Here is a 19,285-nt window from a genome sequence, read left to right on the forward strand (position 1 = left end):
GCTGTCCGGGAGGAGCGGCCGATGCCGCGCACACGCACTGACACACTCAACCTCGACCGCGACGTCGCCCTGATGGGCCTCGCGGTCGCCGCCCTGGCGATCCTCTGCGCCCTCGGCGCGATCGTCGTCACCGCCGCCGTCATAGTCACCGGTTTCCACGCCGGTAGCTGGACGTGGCCGCCGATCACCACGTGGCCAGGCTTCGCGCTGACAGTGGCCTTCCACGTCGCTGATCCCGGGCCGGCGTTGCCGGTCCCATGGTCGAGTGCGGTCAGCGACCACCAGCTGGCGTTCTACATCTGGTTCACCACGATCACCATGCTCACCGCCGGCCTGACCGTCGGAGCCGCGATCCCGATCTGGCGACGGGTAGCACCCACCGATGCCGGACACGCCACCCGCCGCGAGATGACCAAGACCCTTTCGGTCGCCGCGGCGCGCAAGACCGCAGTGTGGACCCGCGGTGACCTCGCTGACGAGCAGCGCCGGACCGCGCCTACCGAACAGATCGCGGTCCCACTGCACCGCGGCCCCCGGCGTCAGCAGTTGGTGACCTCGTTGGAGACCCCGACCGGGACGATCGCGCCGACCCGCTCGGGCAAGTCGCGCACCGACCTGGTGCACAAGGTCCTCGCCGCACCGGGCGCGCTGATCGCGTCGACGACGAAGAACGACCTCGCCGAGTGGTGCCTGCTGGCCCGCACCCGCCGCCCCGATGCCGGGCCGGTGCTGGTGATCGACGCCACCGGAACGCTGTCCTGGCCCGCTCATGCCCGCTGGTCGCCGATCACCGGCTGCGCCGATCCCGCGGTCGCGCTGCGGCGGGCGGAGACGCTGATCGAGGCGTCTTCGCTCGGGCTGGACGACGTCGGCGGCAACGACGCGGTGTTCCGTGGCCGCGCCACCATCGTGCTGCAGGCCTACCTGCTGGCCGCGGCACAGCACCATCGGACGGTCACCGACCTGGTGGTCTGGTCGGTCACTAAGCCACCGGATCAGGAGCCGGTGGAGCTGCTGCGGCACCGGTTCCCGGAGCTGGCGTTCAACCTGCGCTCGGAGATCGGGATGGTCGCCGAGACCGCGGATGCGGTCTGGATGTCGGTGCGGCGGGCGATCGAGCCGTTCATGAACCCCGCCATCCGCTACTTCGCCACCCCCAGCCCGGCCGAGGAACTGGACATCGACGAGTTCCTGCGCCGCCGGGGCAGCCTGTTCATCGTCGCCGGCGAACACCAGTCGCCCCAGGCCCGCGCAGTACTGACTGCTCTGGTGGAGCAGATCCTCACCACGGCGCAAGACACCGCGCTGCGGTACGAACGCCGCCGGCTAGAACCGCCGACGACGGCGATCCTGGACGAGCTGTTCGCGGGGACGCCGGTGCCGCGGCTGCCGGCGATCATCGCTGACTCCGCTGGCCGCGGCGTGCTGATCCACTGGTCCGCGCAGTCCCGTGCCCAGCTGGACGAGCTTTACGGCGAGCCCGGCCGGTTACAGCTGATCGACAACACCCTCACCCTGACCGCCTTCCCCGGGCTCAAAGACGACAAGACCCTCGAATGGCTGTCCACATTGGCCGGGCACCACCGCCGCCGGACCCACCAGCACCACAGCGACGGGATCTTCAGCACTGGCCGCGGCGCCACCGGCGAGGAAACCGTCCCGACACTGCGCGCCGGGGACATCCGCACCCTCGACCGCGGCCGGGTCCTGATCCTGCACGGCAACCTCCGCCCCATCCTCGGCCGCACCGTCGACGTCGAGCAACGCCCGGACTGGCCCCAGCTGCAGGCCGATGTCGCCGCGATCCGCCGCGGTGACACCCCGGTCGGCACCGACGGCTACCTCCGCCCGCTCCCGCCGGCGATGGTGAACGGTCCGCACATTCAGGAGCCGCGGCGATGACTGAGGACGACGACATCACCACCCCGGAACCCGAGCGACCCGACGACGCGGCGCGGCCGGAACAACAGCAGCCTGCGCGGTCGCGCGCTGAGCTCGATGCGATGATCGAGGAACTGTGGGAGCGGATGCAGGCCCAGCAGTCGGAGATCGAACAGCTCCACGAAAAGGTCGCGGAACTGGAGAACGACGCCGAGGAGAAGCCGCGGCTGGCGCCGTGGTTGCCGTTCCCGGCACCGCCGGCCGCGGAGGACAAGCAACATCGAGAGCAGACCCCGGTGTTCACGGTCACCAACTTCGTGCAGTACTACAACGCCGTCTACGTCGGCAAAGGCGGGACCCGCGCGGTCGCGATCCCGGACTGCTGGCCACAGCATCCCGGGCTGGTGGCCGAGCTGGCCACGCTGGCCTACACCTGGCGGGCCGCGCACGTCGGCAAGGGCGCCAAGGCCAGCGACGCCCAGTACTGGCACGACCGGTGGCGGGCCGGCTTCGCCGAACGCATGGTCACCGAGTGGACTCATCAGCAGTGTCTCCACGAGGTCCACAAGCCGGTGGGGGCGACGCCGCTGGCCGACCGTTTCACCCTGGAGGCTCATGACGTCTCCGACGCACGTGAGTCCGCTGTGCCACCGGGGGACCTTGAGGTCATGGAACTGGCGGACGATGCGGAACCGGGTCCAGCTCCGTCGTGACACTGCACTGAGCAGGTGCCTGCGCGTGAGCGGCAGGTCAGCGTCGAACAAGCGACAGCGACGTAGCAGGTACGCCTGCGCCGGTTTACACAGCGGGACGCCCCAACGTGGCCGTGCAGAAAGCCACGTCGGGGCGTCTCGTTGCGAAGGGAGCCGTCTTCGTGCACCCTCAGGAAAGATCGCGGAGTCGCACACTCGGCCGCGTCGCCGGGACAATCATCGATGGAGCGGGCGAAGGGACGACGTCTGTGGTGAACTCCGATGCGGCGAAGCTGGCCGTGCTTATCGATGCGGACAACGCTCAGCCCGCTACCATCGACGGGCTCCTGGCCGAAGTCGCCAAGTACGGCACAGCACACGTCAAACGCGCCTACGGCGACTGGACCGGCACGAACCTTCGCGGCTGGAAGGAACAGCTGCTGACCGCCTCGATCCAGCCGATGCAGCAGTTCGCCTACACCACCGGCAAGAACTCCACCGACGCGGCGATGATCATCGATGCGATGGACCTGCTCTACACCGGCCGCTTTGACGGATTCTGCTTGGTATCCAGTGACAGCGACTTCACCCGCCTCGCCTCGCGGCTGCGCGAGTCCGGGCTGACGGTGTACGGCTTCGGGGAACGCAAGACACCGGTGCCGTTCGTCGCGGCGTGCGACAAGTTCGTCTACAGCGAGAACCTGGCCCGCACGAGCAGCACGGCGAGTCCAGTGGGCGCACCGGAAAGACCGACCTTACGACGATCCGCTGCCGAGCTGCAGGCGGACACCGAACTGGTAGCGATGTTGCGTAGCGCGATTGAGGCCGTGTCCGATGAGGACGGCTGGGTGCCCTTGGCGACGGTCGGCAACATCATTCTCAAGCGGCGCCCGGACTTCGACCCGCGCAACTATGGCTACGCGAAACTGAGCGGTCTGATCGAAGCCACGTCCCTGTTTCAGATCGACCGTCGTTCAGCAGGCGAGGGAAAGGCGACCGTCGTCTACGTATTGGACAATCGGCAGCGTGCCAACCCGGATCCGTGCGCCGGTTAATAGCCCATACCGCGGTGCAGGTCCTCGCCGAGGCTTTCGTCGCGGTCGTCGTACTCATCGGCGGCCTCGGCAGCGCGTGCCTCTTGCCGGTCCTTCTCATCGTGGAGCTGCTGGGTGCGTGCGGCGACGCCGCTGGCAAATTCGTCGCGCAGGGCGTCGAGAGTGTCGCGGCGGGATTCGACGGTCAGCATCGCATCGGATGCGGCGTCCTGTGGTTCTGGTGTGGTCATCAGCTGCCTCCATTGGGTGGTGATCTGGTCCCAGGCCGCGGCTTTGGGACCGTGGCCGGCGGGTCGCAGGCCAAGCGGGGAGGCGGTATCGGTGGTGGTGATTGCGTAGGTTTCACGGTACGCCGCAGCCAGCCGGACGGCCTGATCCCAGCTCGCAGCTTGGCCGGAGTCGTCGGGGCGGTGACCGATCTGGGCGGTCCACCGAGGTTGTTCGCGGTGCGCTTGGTCGAGAAGCTGGTCGGCGCGGGCGGCGATCTCGCCGTTGAGGCCGTCCAGCCGCTCCAGCGCACCGTGATGGTCGCCGGGTGTTCCGAAGTCCGGTTGAGCCTGCCACGGCAGCGCGGCGTGTAGTCCTTCGCCGGCCCGGTGGTGGTCGGTCAACGCGGCGACGAGTGCTTCACCGGCACGCCGGTAGTCACCGTCGGCGCCGCCGGTGATGTCGCCGGCGAGGCGGGGAAGGGCCTCGGTGAGGGCGGTGTCGGCGTCAAGGCCGATAGCGCTCCCGCCGGCGGCGTGGCGCCAGACGATGGCCCACTGCTCGTCGGTCACCATCGCGTCCGGCAGATGTTCGGCGACGATGCTGCGCCACCGGTCGACCTGCTCATCGGTCGGCACCCCGATCCGTGCCGGCGGCTGGTGCTCGCTGACGTGCGCGGAGATGCGTTTGGCCAGGACGGCGGCCGGGTCGCTGGCCCAGGCGAAGCCGCTGTCGTCGGTGAGCTTGCGGACCAGCCGTTCGGCCTGCCAGCCCTGATCCTGGGCGTTGGCCAGCGCGTTCAGCGCGGCGGGCTCGGCGCCGGCGTTGACGGCGCCGGGGACGTAGCGGCCGAGGATGTCGAGGTAACGGTCCTCATCACCGTCGCGGGCCAGCAGCTCGTAGCGGCGAAGGAGCACGTTGAGGGGCTCGAGAACGACGCGTTCCTCGGGGTGTTCGAACTCGGCGAACACCTCGTCCATCCGGGCGGTCTGGTCGGTGGTGGGCGCCTTGACGGGTGAGGCGGGCGTGGGCGTCTGCGCTGCGCCGAAGGATTCCCACCGCTGGGACAGCGTGCGCCAGGCGTGCGCCCTCGCTCCGTGGCTGCCGGGCTTGGCACCCAGGGGAGCCTCACCGTCGATGCGGAAGGTTTCGCGGTAGGCGGCGACCAGGCCGACCAGGTCGTCCCAGTCCTCGGCCGCGATCGGGTTGTCTGGCCGCGGCCCGAGCCCTGCTACCCACTCGGGCTGGTCGCGGATCACTGCGGCGCGCAGGTGCTCGACGCGCTCGGCGATCGTCTGGTTCATCTCGTGCAGGTACTGGGCGTGCCCCGGGTGATGCCGGACGTGGGCGAAGTCGGGCCGGGCCAGCCACGGCACGGCGCGCACGTGGGCTTCGCCGCGCTCACGTCGGTGTTCCAGTTCAGTGGCGAGAGCGGCGTCGGCGTAGCGGTCATCCGGCATCGGATCCGGCACCACCGGCCGCCCAGCCAGCTGGTGCGCGACGGCGGTCACCGCGGCATCGGCGTCGAACCCGACCGCTAACGCACCGGCCGCGCGGTGCCAGATCTTGTCCCATTCCGGGTCTTCGACGGCCGCGTGTGGGGCGATCGCGTCGACGATACCCCGCCAGCGAGTGACGTCCGCGGGTAGCGGAGGTGCAGTTGGTGAGGGTGGCTTACGGCGCTCAAGGTGTTTTCTGATGCGGGCTTGCAGTGCGGCGCCGGGGTTGTCGGCGTCGTCGAGGGACTGGCGCCAGCGCATGACGGTGGCGACAAGGGGATCGGGTTCCCAGCCGAGGTCGTGGGCGTTGCGCAGCGTCTGGATCAGCGCCGGCTCACTGTCGAGATCCAGCGTGGACGGTGCCCGGTGGGCGAGGATGGCGCGGTAGCGATCCTCGTCGCGGTAGGTGGCGGTGTAGTTGTAGCGCAGCACCAGCGTGCCCATCGACACCGCCGCGTCCTGGGCCTCCCGCAGCGTCTCGGTCGCCGAGACTTCGGCGCCGGAATGGTTCAGCACGCCGGTCAGCACCGACCACGCCGACACCGGCTCGGGGGTTTCGCGGTGCTGGTCGATGACGTGGTGGTGGGTGACGACGTAGAGGTAGTTGCCCAGCATGGCGCGGGTGATGCCGGGGTAGAACTGCTCGCGGGTCATCGTCGGCGGCACCAGCAGATGGGCGTTGCCGGTGCTGGTCATGCCCTGCACGCGGTTGATGGTGGCGGCGTAGGCGAGCTCGACGTGGGCCTGGACGTAGTCGGCGGGCAGCGTGATCGCGGCCTTGTGGACGCGGTGCTGGACGGTGATCTTGCCGTTGGCGTGCACGTCGGTGACGGTCCAGACGTCGCCGTTCTTGACGAAGTCCTTCCCGCCGAACAGCGACAGCAGCCGTTGATTGTGGCGGGTGACGACCCAGTCCCCGACACTGGCGGTGGTGGCGTCGTGCAGATCCACCACTCGTCCACGGTCGACAGCGCCCTGATTCAGGCGCCGTTCGCGGGCGTCGATGTTCAGCGCGACGGTGTCCTCGTTGGTCGGCACGATCAGCAACGACTGCACGCCGGCATCGAGGTCGGCCTGCCAGTTCGAGCGCGCGGCGTCGCGCATCGTCTCCAGCGACCCGTCGGAGACGCGGGAGCGGTCAAAGTAGTACTCAAGCCCCTTGGGGTTCCAGGCCCGGATCTGCAACGACGCCGCAGCCTGCTCTTCCCGGTCGGCGCCGCGGAACCGCACGATCTCGGTGAACCGCACCGCGCCGACATCGTGAGCGATCAGCCGGATCGCGCCCCCGGCCTCGACCGCGGCCAGCTGCGCGTCATCCCCGATCAGCCGCACGTCCGCGCCGTTGGTGAGCGCGTACTTCACGACTTTATGTAGCGTGTGGGTGCCGGCCATCGCTGCCTCGTCGACGATCACCAGGTCTCCGGCCTCCATCGGAAACGCCCGATGGGCGAATCCGAACCGCAGCGCGGTGGTCAGCTGATGCAGCGTGTGCGGCTTCGCCCCGATCGACGCACCGAGCTCCTGAGCCGACCGGGCCGACGGCCCGAACGCGTAGACCCTGTGCCCGGTCCGCCGCCACGCGGTCGCCAGGACCTTCATCGCCGACGTCTTCCCGGCCCCGGCCGGCGCGAGCGCGAGCTGCAGCCGCCGCCCGGAGCGGGCGAACAGGCGCACCATCTCCGCCTGCCCGGCGTTCAACCCCTGCCCGGCCAGGGCCTTCTCGACGGTGTCGACGCGCAGCCGGTGCCCGCCGCCGCGGCGCGCCCACGCGACCAGGTCGCCCTCGGCCGCGAGGGTCGCGGTGGTGGTGTAGCGGGTCGAGCGGTGCTCAACGAACACCGACTCGCCGTCCCGCCGACGCAACGACGCCGGCTCGTTCACCGCGGTCGGCCCGACGAGAGCGAGAGTGTCGGGCTGAGCGAGGATGGTGTCGACGACGTCGTCGATGAGCTGTTCGCGCTTGTCGACCGGCACCGTCAGGTGCGCGGTCTGGCGGTGGGCTTCGGCGGCGAGATTCCACCAGGAGAAGTGGCTGTAGTTGTCCGCCACCACATCCCGCGTCAACTGAGCCAGCTTGGCGATGTCAAACGCATCCGGCTCCGCGCGTCCGCTGAGGAACACACGATCGGCCAGGCTGTCCAGGACCTTGGCCGGCACGAGGGTCAACGCGTGCTCACGCCACGCCTTGAGATGTTCCGGCAGTGTTTTCGGAGGTTGCTTGCCGGGCCGGTTGTCGTACTGAGCGGCCCGGTCTATGGCGAAGATGTCCTTCGGCGTCGGCTCCTCCCCGTACTTCGCCCTGAACTCGACGATGCGCTTCGCGCGCGCGGCTTCGAACTGGCGATGGCGCTGGGAGAACAGCTTCACCAGCTCGACCGGGACGGCCTCGAGCTGCCAGACCGGGCGTTTCATGTCGACACCTTCGGCTCCGCGCTGCACCCAGGACGCGCCCTCTGCGCGGAACAGGTCGCGCAGCCGGTTGTCGAAGTACTCCGACGCGGTGACCGTCGCGGCGAACATGGTGCGCAGATCGAGAGCAGTCCATTCCCCGTCGTCGCTGCGCTGCACCTTCGAGGAGATCAGCACATGGAAGTGCAGGTGCGGGTCGCCGGCGCGGGAGTCCCAGTGCTCGAACATCGCCGCGGTGATCCCGTTGACGTCGACCTGGGCCTCGCCCATGTTCCCGCGGCGGGTGTAGGCAATGTTACGTTCGATGTAGGTCACGGTGTCCAGGGCGGCTTGGCGGGCCATACCGACAATGCGCTTCCGTCCGGCCGGCGACGCCGCCGCCCATGCGATGGAGAGAGTCTTGTCGTAGCTGAACACGGCCTCGACCCCGGAGACCGCGGACTTGAGGTTCCGTTTCTGCTCGGCCAGCCATCCGTTCAGCTCCTTATCGCTCGCCGGGCCCTTGCCGTCATGGGCTTTGAGGTAGGCCTGCAACTGCACGCCGCGGCGGATCTCGGCGCGTGTGGCTGCGGAGATCGGCGCACCGATCGGGCGACCCTGCAGTCGGTTGTGGTCCTTATACGCCTGCGACACCTGCGAGCGCAGGTGATCCAACGCGGAGTACTGCGGGAACCGCCGACCCAACCGGGTCGCCTTCAGCGCCTCAGCGCCGGTAGCGCCGTTAGCGATCAGCTCGGCCTCGATGGCGTCGGCGTTCGGATGCCGGCCCTCTCCGAAGAGGGCGTTCATCTGGGCAGGGGTGACTGCGCCGGAGAGTCCTAAGTGCTCTGCTCCGGCGCCGAACCATTGGCCTGCCGGGTAACCACGGGAGAGGTAGTAGTCACTTAACAGCTCGCCGGGTGCGAGCTCACGGCTGCGATCGGCGCACGCCACCGTGTTCGTGAGGTACTCATGACCACCAGGGCTCAGCTTCCGCAAGCCCATCATGTCCACATCAGACTACGCCGAAAAGGCGGCGGCATCCACCTGGTTCAGACCGTCTGCAAGACGTGCTGTGTGCGGTGGTGGGGGTGGGTTGGGTGAGGTGGCGGCGGTGGCGTGGTCGGCAGGGTGAGTGGGTGGCGAGGTAGGTGTAGGGCTGGGGTGTGGTGGTGGGCGGGGTGCGGTAGGTGGGGCGGGGTTGGTGGGGCGTGGGGGTGGTGACCGAAATTGCGGTCGAGCGCCGGCGCCTGCACTAAGGCGCCCCGGGCGCCGTCTGCCGGCGCCTGCGCGGTTCCGGGCTGTGCCGACACAGCGAAGCGGCCGCCGATCCGGAGATCGGCGGCCGCTGTGTGTGCCTGGGCTGGTTAGAACGGACGGTCGTCGCAATCGATGTGCCTGCATCCGATGTGGCAGGCACGGCCGTTGCGTTCCTCGCGCCCGGTGCTGGGCTGGGTCGCGGTGGTGAGGCGGGACAGCTCGCGCCGGATCGCGTTGGCGGGTACGACGTGGAACGGCAGGCCGCTTGGCGTGGTGAGCGTTCGGGTGTGGCGGGTGAGTAGCTCGCGCAGGAATGCCGCGACGGCGGCGGGCGCGTCGGTCGGGATGGTGTCGGCGGCGGCTAGCTCGCGGTCGATGTCGGCGAGAAGGTCATGGAGGGTGCGCACGGTGGTGGCTCCTGGCTTGGGTGGCGCGGGGGCACCCGTTCCGGGTGCCCCCCCGCGGCGGGTGGTTAGGCGACGGCGGCGAGTTCGCGGGACGGCGCGAACGTGACCAGCGGCGGCGCGTTCCGGTCCCGGCACATCTCGCACCGGTCGTCGGTGCTTGGGGTGCGCTGCTCGCTGGGGGTGCGTTCGAGGTTGCACGCCACGCACAGGGCGTCCGGGGCGATGCTGCGCAGGGCAAGGCGGTCGTAGTCGTCTTCGGTGACCGTGCGGCCGGTCAAGTCGGTCACGGCTTCGCGGCTGTCGTCGGTGTCGCGGTGGCGCTCGCGTTCGCCTTCGTAGGCGTCGACGCCGCTTTCGTTCTTGCGCACGAGCCCGGCGGACGGGATCGCCTTCTCGATGGCGCGCCAGTGCTCGTCGTACTCGGCTTCGACGTCGCCGACGATGTAGCGGCGTTCGGCCTGCTGCTCGATCGGCTCGTGTGCGACCGTGCGCGCGGTCGTGGTGGTGTGCTCGCCTTCGGTGGGGCGCTCGGCGCTCTCGGCGTCCCGGCGGCACGCATCGGAGCAGTACCGCATTTCGGGAAGTCCGGCGAGGTTGCCATCACAGTTGCCACACCGGTGAATGTCGCCGGACTCGGCTTCGGTGGCCTGCTGCCGGGCGGCGGTGCGGGCGCGCGCGTGGGCGGCGCGGGCCTTGCTCGCGTACACGCACGCCATGACCAGGGTGCGCAGGTCGTCGGCGAGGTCGGGCCACAGGGTGTAGGCGGTCTGGATGGCCTCGACGATGGCGGGGTGGTCGGCGCTGGGGTTCTTCAGCAGCGTCCCGCACACGGTGAACACGTGCTGGTGCGCGTACTGGGTCCAGGCGTTGAGCCACCGCAAGCCGTTGAGCGCGTCGGCGACGCGCGGCGGAGTCTCGCGCAGCATCACCGTCACGTCGTTGACCTCGGTTACCGCCACGTCCCGGCGGGTCTCGCTGGACCACACACACTGGTTGAACAGCTCGCGCTCAGCGTCGCCGTAGCTGTCCCACTCGGCGTGGGCGGTGCGCACGGCGGCGAGAACGTCACCACTGAGCGCGGCGTCGGTGTTGAGCAGCGTCGCGCACGCGGCGAGGATCGCGGGCGGGTTCGCGCCGCTGCGGGTGAACACCCGCTTGAGTTCCTGCAACGCGGGCCGGATGCGCGGCGGCTGCGCCTGCAATGCCTGAACGACGCGGTCGATGCTTTGACGGTGCTTGGGGTGAATGGTCGAAACCATGAGATCCAACTTTCGTGAGTTAATTTGCTGAGCTTGCGGGTTTGCGGTCCCGATCGCCCTGTGCTTTCGATAGTACCCGATTGCTGCTGTTCATTCTACTTGGAATGGACTTTTCTGTGATGCATTTAGGTCAATTCTGACGCCTTGTGGATCTGCTGAAGCTTATTTGCTTTCCGGTGTCCTGTGGGCCGCGTAGGTGGACCGCAGGTGGTCGCCGTGCGGCTGCCTGCGCTGCTGGTCAAGGGCGGTGAGGGTGTCCACGTGCTGAGCGGGTGGTGGGTGGCTCCGAAGCAACCAGGGCAGGCCCCCGGCCTGCCCTTAATGCCTGACCTAGGGAGTAGGGGCCCCGAATGCAAGGGTGGGGCCTCAAATTATTTTTGGCCACGCTTTTCGGTCAAAAATAATTTGGGGTGCCCTTGCATTTGGGGGGACGACCGATACAATTTCGGGGCCACCCACCACCCGTGGACGCGACGAAGCACGGGAAGGCTCCCCAGCGCAGGCGTGGTCTAGGAATAGACGCCTGACCAGCTGAGACCGCATGCCGGCCGGTGCCGGGGTGAGCCTCCTGGCCTGCGGGTATGCTGCTGATAGCGCTCCGTGGGCGTGTGAGTGCCCTGTCGCGGAGCGTCAGCGGGCCGCCGCGAGTTTTGCGGCTTGCCACTTCGGTGGCGTGGCCCTTCGGGGCTGCTGCGGCGGTACCGCGCCCCTTCTCACTGCTTGCCGGCCATCGTCGTCGCCGCGCAGACGCGGTCGGTCGGTTTGTCGGTGGCGTGACCGCGGCGTCGCTAATACGGCACGGTGGCGGCGCGGCCGCAGGTAACCTGGTGAGTAGTACCGCTGCCCTCCCCGCGCGGGAGGTGGGTCATGGTTGAACGTCACACAACAGGCTCGGGGCGGAAGCGCCGGTCGTCGGCGGCGTTGGAGAGGCTGGAGGCGGCGCGGCGTCGCCGCGTCGAGCAGCTGGAGCGTGAGCGGGAGAACGAGCGACGTGTTGATGCGGCGCTGGGACCGTTCGCGGAGGCGGTGACTGCGATCGAGGCGGTGGAGCGCCGGCGCGAGGACCGGATCGGCGCGCTGGGGGCGCAGCTGGATCGGAAGCTGGCTGAGCTGGACCGGCAGCGGGCGGCGAAGGTCGCGGAGTTCGAACGGGCGGCCGAGCAGGTCCGTGCGGATGCGGAGATGGAGATCGGCGAGTGGCGCGCGGTGATGGCGACCTCGGTCGCGGAGATCCGCGGGGCGGAGGTCGGCGCGGCGGAGACGGCAGCGCTGCTGGGGATCTCGGCGAAGGCGGTCACCGCGTTGTCGCGTAGCGCTGCGGCAGTGTCGGAGGTCGGCGGTCAGGGAAGTGACGCTGCCGCCGTGGGCACGGGCACGGACGCGGTGGACGCAGCGACGGCGGACGAGGCCCGCGTGACTGAGACGCGGGCTGGCGAGGATGTTGTGGTGTCGGAGCCACATCCAGAGGTGGAGGTGTCAGCGGACTGATCGTCGAGGCGTGCCGGGCACGTGAAGAGGGCGGTGGCACCTCATGGTGCCACCGCCCTCTTCTCGTTGTTGGCGACGGTTCAGCGCGCAGCGGTCTGCTGGTCGGCCTGCTGCCCGGCGAGACGCCGGGCGCGGCGGGCGAGGTAGGCGCGCTTGCGTCGCTGGTAGTAGACGATCATCGCGGCGATGCCGCAGCAGAACGGGATTGCCACGGCCCACTGGCTGGCGGTGCTGCCGCTTTCGGCGCCGGGGAAGTGCCCGATGAACAGGTAGCCGGGCAGGGTGAGGGCGCCGAGGATGGCGCCACGGCGATAGCGGTGGGCGAATTTCGGCTTGACGCGGTTGCGGCTGAGGTAGGCGACGCCGAGCCCAAGGAGCGCACCGAACACAAGAGCACCGGGCAGGGCAAGCAGGCCGGCGGGGTCGGTGAAGGCTGTAGCGATGAGTCCGATGTAGCCGAAAGGCTGAACGGTGAGGTAGAAGCCGGTTCCTCCGGCGAGGACGAGCCTGGGGATGGTGACGCCGTAACGAATGCTCATCTTTCGAGCGTAAAGCGATTCCGCGCCCTGAAAGGGTGATTTCTGGGCCAGGGCAATCAGTATCCGATCGCGAGAGAGAGGGCGCTTCGTCGGCGCATCGGATCGGCTGGACGGCGTGGTGCTGGGGGCGGCGGGCATGGTGACCTCCGGGATGCGCTGGTGTGGCATGGGAAAGGCCGGGTCCCGCCGTCAGGCGGGCCCCGGCCTTCGAGGTGGTGTCCGGCCGGAGGGGAAGGTCCGGCCGGACACCGGCTCTCATCAGAACGGCGGCTCGTCGCTGAAGCCGCCGGCGGTGGCGCCGACCAGGTCGCGGCCGGTGTCGGAGCTCCACGGGTCCTCGGCCGGGGCGGTGTGGGTGCTGGTGACCAGGTCCGGGTTCACCCGGGCCTGCGTGGTCTTGGTGCTCTTGGTGACCTCGGTGGTGGCGTAGCGCAGGGACGGGCCGATCTCGTCGACGTTGAGTTCGAGGACGGTGCGCTTCTCGTCGTCCTTGGTGGTGTAGCTGCGCTGCTGCAGCCGCCCCTGGACCATGACGCGGTGGCCCTTGCGGAGGCTGTTGGTGATGTTCTCGCCGAGCTGGCCCCAGGCGTTGCAGCGCAGGAACAGCGCGTCGCCGTCTTCCCATTCGCCGGTGGCGCGGTTGAGCTTGCGCGGGGTGGAGGCGACGGTGAAGTTGGTGACGAAGGAGCCGCTGTCGAAGAAGCGGCTGCTGGGGTCGTCGGTGAGGTTGCCGATGATGGTCATGGTGGTCTCGCCGGCCATGGTGGCCTCCCTGGTGCTCGTTGGGGTGTGGAACGCGGCGCAGCCTCAGCACGCGGCGGCCGGGGGTCGCCGTCAGGCGACGTCCCCGGCCCTGGCTCATCCGCCCGGCGTGAACCAGCCCGCTGCCGGACCGGCATCGGAGTTCGGCAGGTGAGGGCGCTGGTTCGCCCGGGCGGATCGGGCCGGGCTTCGGGGACGCACTGCCCCCGGCCGGGGTGTGCTTACCTTCGGGCGATCCACGACCCGGTGAGCCGGGTGAGGCCGCCGCCGGTGACGCACCATGCGACGTCGCACCAACACCGTGCCGCCCCCGCGCGCAGCGGACAGGCGGATCGCAGGCCCTTGCTCTGGTGCCGAACAGCCCTGTGTCTGGCCCCCCACGGTATGGCGGAGTGAGCGTCATGGCTGGTCCACTGCGGGCTCGCTCAGCAACGTGCGGCGCGCTTCGGCGCTGGCGTTCTCGATCACGTGGCGGATCTCCGACGGTGCGACAGCGTGATCGAGCACAGTGGAGAGCAGCAGCGTCATGGGGTGCTCGGGGTCGGCGTTCTCGAGCGCGATCCGCGCTCCTGTTCCGCTGCCACGCAGGTAGGCGTGCACCGCGATGGCGATGGCCAGCTGGCTGGCGACGGGGTCGCAGCTGTGGCGCCACAGGTGCAGGACCAGGTTCTCGGCGGCCAGGCGTGTTGCGTCGTCGGGGACGGCGAGTAAGGCGTCGCGGAACGACAGGGTGGAGAAGGTGGCGGCGAGATCGGCGATGGCCGCGTCGTCGGTGGGTAGCTCGCCGTGGGCGGCGGCGCTGATCGCGGCGTCGGCGCGAGCCAGGCGCAGGTGTGCGGCGAGGTGCCAGGTTTCGTCGATGGCGGCGGATGTGACGGCGTCGGTGATGTGGGGCTGCAGACGTGCGCGGAGGTTCTCGGGCGCGGGAGTGAACCGCGCCGCGAGGTCTTCCCGGGAGGCGGCGATAGTGTGTCCCGCGGCGACGGCGGCCGCCGCGGCCGCGGTGGCGGCGGGGTCGGGCAAGACACCGGTGCGGTCGGGGTCGCGGTAGGAGCGCCAGCGCGCGCCTCCGGCGACGGCCGGCACGTGCACGACGTCCACGTCGGTGAATCCGTGTTCGGCCAGCTGCTCGATAACGCTGTGGACGTCGGTGCGGTGCGGAAGCGACCCGTCGGCGTCGTCGTCGACGGTGCGGACGACGATGCCGATGACGCAGACGACAGGCAGGTTGCCGCATTGCCGGTTGAAGTGCCGCGCGCAGTCGTCGGTGTGGTCGGTGAGGCGGGTGAGGTCGATCCGGGCGAGCGGGCCGGTGGTGACCGAGCCATCGTGGTTGGTGAGCGCGGTGATCAGCACCAGAGAGTCGTCGGGGATGAAGCCGAGCAGTGCCGGGAGGCTGGCGACGAGGGTCGTGGTGCTGGCGGGAGTGAGGGACATGAGCGTCCTTCCCGAGAAGTAGGGAGTGCGGGCTGTCGGTGGGGACCGGGTCGTGGCTTCAGCGGCCGAGTTCGGCGCGCAGCGTCTGAGCGGCGGTGTGGGCGATCCAGGGCGGTGACGGCCGCACGACGTCGTGACCGGTGGCGGGGATGAACCCGTTGACGGCGATGCTCCAGAACTCGGCCCAGGGCTCGGTGTCGTTGCGTTCGCTGCGGTAGATCAGGCGGACGTCCCGCCCGTCGGTGCATCGGGCGTGCGCGGTGATCCGGATCGCGGCACGTGTCCAATCGCGGCGCTGGACGGGCTCGTCGTAGAGCAGCGAGATCGGCGTCGCCGGGAGCGCGCGGCACAGCTCGACGAGGATTCCGCGGGCGACGTCGTGCGCGCCGTAGCCGCCGAGGCTGCCGCGACGGGGAATGTTGCAGGTGACCGACTCCGGCAGCAGGTAGGAGCGGCTCCAGTCATACGGGGTGAACCACAGCTGGTTCTCGGGCATCGGTCAGGCCTCCATCGTGTTGTCGCCGTCGACCAGGTGGTGCAGGCGCGCGCTGACCGTGCGGTGGCGGTCGGGTTCTGCGGGTTCGGTGGTGATGCGGCGGCCGCCGAGTTCGGTCTCGATCAGCTGGCACGCCTGCTCGTAGGCGGAATCGCTGTGGTCGGTGACGTCGTGGACGGTGGATGCGGTCACGGGAGCCTCTTGGGTGCCGGGTGCGGATGACCGCGCCCTCCCAGCACACCCAGGCTCCGGCGCCCGACCAAGTGACGTGGCAGAGCGACGAAACCCCGGCGCCGGGGCCCGGGTGTGCTTTCCTGGCAGCGCACGTCCGCGCCGCGCACGAGGCACCCGGTCGTTCGCACCTGTGGCCGGCCGCCGCGCCACCGGACACCGATCTGAGGTGCTGCACTACTTCGGCTGCCGCGTCGCGGCCGGCCGCGGCGTGGTGTGGTCGCGGAGGATGCGGATGCGGTGGTCGCGAAGGACGTCCGCGTGCCGGCCGTTGTCCGGTACGTACACGAACGATGCGGGATCGTCGATGTTCTCGGTGGTGAAGCACAGCATGTAGTGCGGGCCGGCGGTGCGGGGGTCGCTGCAGATCTTCTTGGCGTCCTCGACGCTGACGCGCCACAGAACCCGCCGTCGGACGGGGTTGGTGTGTTTGCTGGCGATGAACACCAGCGCTTCGGCAGGCGGCACGGATCGGTCCTTTCTGGACTGGGCTGATGGTCAGGAGCTGCGTTGTAGGGCGCCGATGGGTCGGATGCGCAATGGCGGGATGAGCAGGTAGGACGCGGCGGGGTGACCGTGGAGGGTGATGACGGCGTAGCGGGTGAGCCAGACCGCGTGCCAGGGTTCGGCGGGGGCGCCGAGACGCTGGTCAAGGTCGTCGCCGTGGAGGGCGTCCTCGCCGATCTGGTGGGCGCTGGCGCGGTAGTGGCTGCGGCGCCCGGCGACCATGGGGCAAGCGGCGATGGTGTAGGCCGCGCAGTGCGGATGCAGGGCGGGCTCGGTGCTGGCGTAGCGGGGCAGGTCGGATTCGCGCAGGAGCAGGACCAGGCGCTCACCGAGACGAGTGCCGCAGACACCGCACAGCCGACCGTGGATGGCGGTGCGGGTTTTGGTGGCGTCGACCGCGCCGAGCAGGTAACGGCCGTCAGCGGTGCGGGGCGTGACCCAGGGGACGACGAGACCGCCGACGATCGGCAGGTGGGCGAGGGCAGCGGGAATCGGTGGGGTCGCGTCCGCGGGGGCGGGGTGTGAGGGCATGGCGGTCCCTTTCCGGCCGGGCGCAGCGGCAGACGCCGCACCCGGCCAGCAGTCGAAAACGAGGCGGTCAGCCGTTAAGTGCGGGCGCGACAACGCAGCCGCAGTCGTCGAGGTCTTCGCCGCAGCTGAAGCAGGAGACGCCGGCGAGCAACCGGAAGCACCAGGATGGGCAGGGCTGGGTGTCGGTGGCGCAGAAGGGACACGCGCCGCACGCGAGGCACAGTCCTGTCTCGGCGTCGACGGCGTCCGCGACGCCGCAGTAGAGACAGCCGTCGTCCAGTCCCCACCAGGAGGTGTGGCCGGGGTGGGAGTCGAAGTAGTCGCGGTTGGAGTACCAGATCTGGTGGTCCCAGTGTCCGGCTTTCTCGTTGAACAGGTAGCCGTTTTCGGGGTAGCGCGGGTTGACGGTCAAGATGACCAGTTTGTTGAACGTGCCGAGCCAGGATTCGATGCGGCGCCGGGTTGCGGGGGAATTGATGGCGAGGAACCGTTTCGCGGAGAAGATGTCGTCGGCGGCGATGCGCGTGTCCGATCGGGGATCCCATCGGGACGGTTGGGCCTTCTCCGGCAGGACTCCGTTGTGGGCCAGCACGGTGCGAGGATCTCCGCCGATCGGGAACGGGTGGATGTTGTCCTCGGTGACGGGGCCGTGGGTGGCGTAGCGGCTGTGGAACAGCGCGGGCTGGTCGGGGTGCAGGCCGCGCAGGGCTGCGAACTCGTCGATGACGGCGGCGGCGTTCATGCCGCGGCCGGTGATGATGCGGTCACCGTCGACGATGGCGTAGCCGTGGCCGTCGTTGTTGTGCACGGCTCCGTTGGCCAGTGCGGTGGTGTCGGGCTGGATGCCGGCGGGTAGGTAGGTCAGCATGCACATGCCAGGTACTCCAGTTCGGCGGTGAGCGGCGCGTACTGCGGGCGGGTGCTCAGCCATTGGGTGAAGGCGGTCCAGGTCCATCCGCCGGCCTGGGTGATGTCGGGGATGGTGAGGTCGCGGGTGTAGGCGACGGAGGCGTCGGCGAAGGCGAGTGCGGCCTGCACGTGCTGGATGTCGAGGCTGGAGGCGAAGACTCGCAGCTCCAGGGTGTGTTGGGGTTGCGCGTTGATCGCCGAGCTGCGCTCTCCGTAATAGCTTCCTTTGCAGGCGTCTTTGATGTGGTTGCGTTCGAATTTGCGGAACGCGGCGTAGCTGCTGCTGCGGCGGGCGAGGGTCTGGACGTCGGGGGCGTTGCGGTAGACGAACTTCATCCACCGGAACACGTGGCAGGGGCCGGTGAAGGCGGCCCGGCTGATGTGGACGTGCAGTCCGTTGCCCTCGCCGCTGCAGCCGGCGAGGTCGAGCCGTTCGAGCAGATGCCAGGGGAAGCAGTCCACGGCCCAGCGGTAGGCCATCGGGTGAGTGACGAGCTCGAACCCGTAGTCGATGGAGATGTCCTCTTTGAGATAACCGAGTCCGGCGAGGGTGTCGACGGTGTCGGCGATGCGCTGACCGAGGTCGCCGTCGGGGACGTTGATTTCCAGTTCGAGGCCGAGGTAGCGGGGGCCGATGCCGTGGAAGACCGGTGCGGGCTTGTAGGAGTAGTCGTGCAGGTCCTGCAAGTCGTCCTCGTCGGCGACGTCGTGGTTTTCGCAGTAGGTGCCGCCGTTGATGAGCGTGGTGCAGACGTCGCACTCGTAGTAGTCGAGCCGCTTGGCGCAGTCGTCGCACATGTCGCGGTCGCTGTCGGTGCTGCGGAGGGCTTCGTCGTAGAGGTCGCAGTAGTCGCAGAGGTCGAAGCCGCCGTCGGTGCAGGTCGAGCACAGCTGGCGGTCGCCGGTGGCCTCGCACGGTTCGTGCAATTGCCGGGAGAAGGTGTCGTCGCATCGGGTGCACGTGAAGGAGTCGTCGTCCTCGTCGACGGCGTGTTCTCGACACGTGGAGCCGTCGCGGATGAGGATGTCGCACCGATCGCAGGTGTAGTACGGCTCGGCGCGTTCGCAGTAGTCGCAGATCCGGCCGTCGCCGTCGGTGGCAGAGGTGACGTCGGTGATCTCCCCGCACTCATTGCACCGATGAAGAGCCTGAACGCAGTCATCACAGCTGGCCACTGTGGAGGTGATGTAGAACGGCGTCAGCGTGGTGTTGCCGCAGTCGTCGCAGCGAATAGCGTCCTGGACAGAGGTGGTCATGGTGCTGGCCTTTCGGGCTCGAGACGTGAAAGCGCCCCTTCCCGGTGTGAAAGCCGAAAAGGGGCGCGTGGACGTGGGAGGGCCGGCAGCGCGGCGTTGGGGCGCTCGGCGCGCGCCGCGCTACCGGCCCTCAGGGACGGTGTCCCGGCCGGGCAGGGAGGCCCGGACGGGACACCGAGTTGAGGAGATCGGCGGATGCACCCGCGTGACGCGGATGGCCGCGGTTAGTGCTGTGTAAGGAAGTGCGTGGCCTCTCCGGGGCTCGTGGCTGTGCGGGACGTGAAGTGGTGTGAGCGCCCGCGGGCCTGGGGCGTGAAGCCCGGCGGGCTCGTCCGGCCGGGGTGGACCGGCCGTTGCAGACGTGCGCGGGCGTGCGATGCCGCAGGGCCGGTTCACCCGCGCCGGATGTAGCCGGGCGCCGGGTTCAGGCCGCCCCGGGACCGGGGGTGCTGTGCTCCCGACGCCCCGCACTGCACGAGC

General features: G+C 69.3%; 16 protein-coding genes. 4 read left to right on the forward strand and 12 right to left on the reverse strand.

The window, feature by feature from the left end; all coding sequences use genetic code 11:
* The first annotated feature begins 21 nt into the window (after nt 1–21).
* The 3 genes from ACIQWX_RS13690 to ACIQWX_RS13700 all read left to right on the forward strand — a co-directional run bounded on the left by ACIQWX_RS13690 (nt 22) and on the right by ACIQWX_RS13700 (nt 3,628).
* The gene (locus ACIQWX_RS13690) at nt 22–1,902 is read left to right on the forward strand and encodes a type IV secretory system conjugative DNA transfer family protein (protein ID WP_400869141.1); all 1,881 of its coding nucleotides are present in this window, start codon (nt 22–24) and stop codon (nt 1,900–1,902) included.
* Entirely contained in the window at nt 1,899–2,594 is a 696-nt protein-coding gene (locus ACIQWX_RS13695) for a hypothetical protein (protein ID WP_400869143.1), read from the forward strand. Before ACIQWX_RS13690 ends, ACIQWX_RS13695 begins: the two co-directional genes overlap by 4 nt.
* Before the next feature lie 248 nt (nt 2,595–2,842).
* Nucleotides 2,843–3,628, forward strand: a complete 786-nt coding sequence (locus ACIQWX_RS13700) for an NYN domain-containing protein (RefSeq protein ID WP_400869145.1) — start codon at nt 2,843–2,845, stop codon at nt 3,626–3,628.
* Here the strand turns inward: ACIQWX_RS13700 and mobF are convergent.
* From mobF to ACIQWX_RS13715, 3 genes are all read right to left on the reverse strand, one after another.
* The gene (gene mobF, locus ACIQWX_RS13705; RefSeq protein WP_400869147.1) at nt 3,625–8,730 is read right to left on the reverse strand and encodes a MobF family relaxase; all 5,106 of its coding nucleotides are present in this window, start codon (nt 8,728–8,730) and stop codon (nt 3,625–3,627) included. The genes ACIQWX_RS13700 and mobF overlap by 4 nt on opposite strands.
* Nucleotides 8,731–9,089: 359 nt before the next feature.
* Nucleotides 9,090–9,389: a hypothetical protein gene (locus ACIQWX_RS13710; RefSeq protein ID WP_400869149.1), complete on the reverse strand. Its 300-nt coding sequence runs from the start codon at nt 9,387–9,389 to the stop codon at nt 9,090–9,092.
* Between the two features lie 65 nt (nt 9,390–9,454).
* Entirely contained in the window at nt 9,455–10,648 is a 1,194-nt protein-coding gene (locus ACIQWX_RS13715) for a hypothetical protein (protein WP_400869151.1), read from the reverse strand.
* A gap of 867 nt (nt 10,649–11,515) precedes the next feature.
* Here ACIQWX_RS13715 and ACIQWX_RS13720 point away from each other — a divergent pair.
* Nucleotides 11,516–12,136, forward strand: a complete 621-nt coding sequence (locus ACIQWX_RS13720; protein WP_400869153.1) for a hypothetical protein — start codon at nt 11,516–11,518, stop codon at nt 12,134–12,136.
* 80 nt (nt 12,137–12,216) lie between these two features.
* Here the strand turns inward: ACIQWX_RS13720 and ACIQWX_RS13725 are convergent, their stop codons facing one another.
* From ACIQWX_RS13725 to ACIQWX_RS13765, 9 genes are all read right to left on the reverse strand, one after another.
* On the reverse strand, nt 12,217–12,675 hold the full coding sequence (locus ACIQWX_RS13725) for a hypothetical protein (protein WP_400869155.1): 459 nt from the start codon (nt 12,673–12,675) through the stop codon (nt 12,217–12,219).
* Between the two features lie 258 nt (nt 12,676–12,933).
* The gene (locus tag ACIQWX_RS13730) at nt 12,934–13,437 is read right to left on the reverse strand and encodes a single-stranded DNA-binding protein (protein ID WP_400869157.1); all 504 of its coding nucleotides are present in this window, start codon (nt 13,435–13,437) and stop codon (nt 12,934–12,936) included.
* Nucleotides 13,438–13,836: 399 nt separating this feature from the next.
* Nucleotides 13,837–14,874 carry a DUF4192 domain-containing protein gene (locus ACIQWX_RS13735; RefSeq protein WP_400869159.1) on the reverse strand — a complete coding sequence of 346 codons (1,038 nt, stop codon included), beginning with the start codon at nt 14,872–14,874 and terminating at the stop codon, nt 13,837–13,839.
* A 58-nt stretch (nt 14,875–14,932) separates the two neighbouring features.
* The gene (locus ACIQWX_RS13740) at nt 14,933–15,370 is read right to left on the reverse strand and encodes a hypothetical protein (protein ID WP_400869161.1); all 438 of its coding nucleotides are present in this window, start codon (nt 15,368–15,370) and stop codon (nt 14,933–14,935) included.
* A 3-nt stretch (nt 15,371–15,373) separates the two neighbouring features.
* Nucleotides 15,374–15,562: a hypothetical protein gene (locus ACIQWX_RS13745; RefSeq protein WP_400869163.1), complete on the reverse strand. Its 189-nt coding sequence runs from the start codon at nt 15,560–15,562 to the stop codon at nt 15,374–15,376.
* Nucleotides 15,563–15,778: 216 nt separating this feature from the next.
* Nucleotides 15,779–16,069, reverse strand: coding sequence for a hypothetical protein (locus tag ACIQWX_RS13750; protein WP_400869165.1), 291 nt, complete (start codon nt 16,067–16,069; stop codon nt 15,779–15,781).
* Nucleotides 16,070–16,099: 30 nt separating this feature from the next.
* The gene (locus ACIQWX_RS13755; protein ID WP_400869167.1) at nt 16,100–16,639 is read right to left on the reverse strand and encodes a hypothetical protein; all 540 of its coding nucleotides are present in this window, start codon (nt 16,637–16,639) and stop codon (nt 16,100–16,102) included.
* 67 nt (nt 16,640–16,706) lie between these two features.
* A complete protein-coding gene (locus ACIQWX_RS13760; protein WP_400869169.1) occupies nt 16,707–17,507 on the reverse strand; it encodes a hypothetical protein in 801 nt (266 codons plus the stop codon).
* A complete protein-coding gene (locus ACIQWX_RS13765; protein ID WP_400869170.1) occupies nt 17,501–18,805 on the reverse strand; it encodes a hypothetical protein in 1,305 nt (434 codons plus the stop codon). Before ACIQWX_RS13765 ends, ACIQWX_RS13760 begins: the two co-directional genes overlap by 7 nt.
* Nucleotides 18,806–19,285 lie beyond the last annotated feature (480 nt).

The organism is Amycolatopsis sp. NPDC098790 (assembly GCF_044759945.1).
Lineage (GTDB): Bacteria > Actinomycetota > Actinomycetes > Mycobacteriales > Pseudonocardiaceae > Amycolatopsis.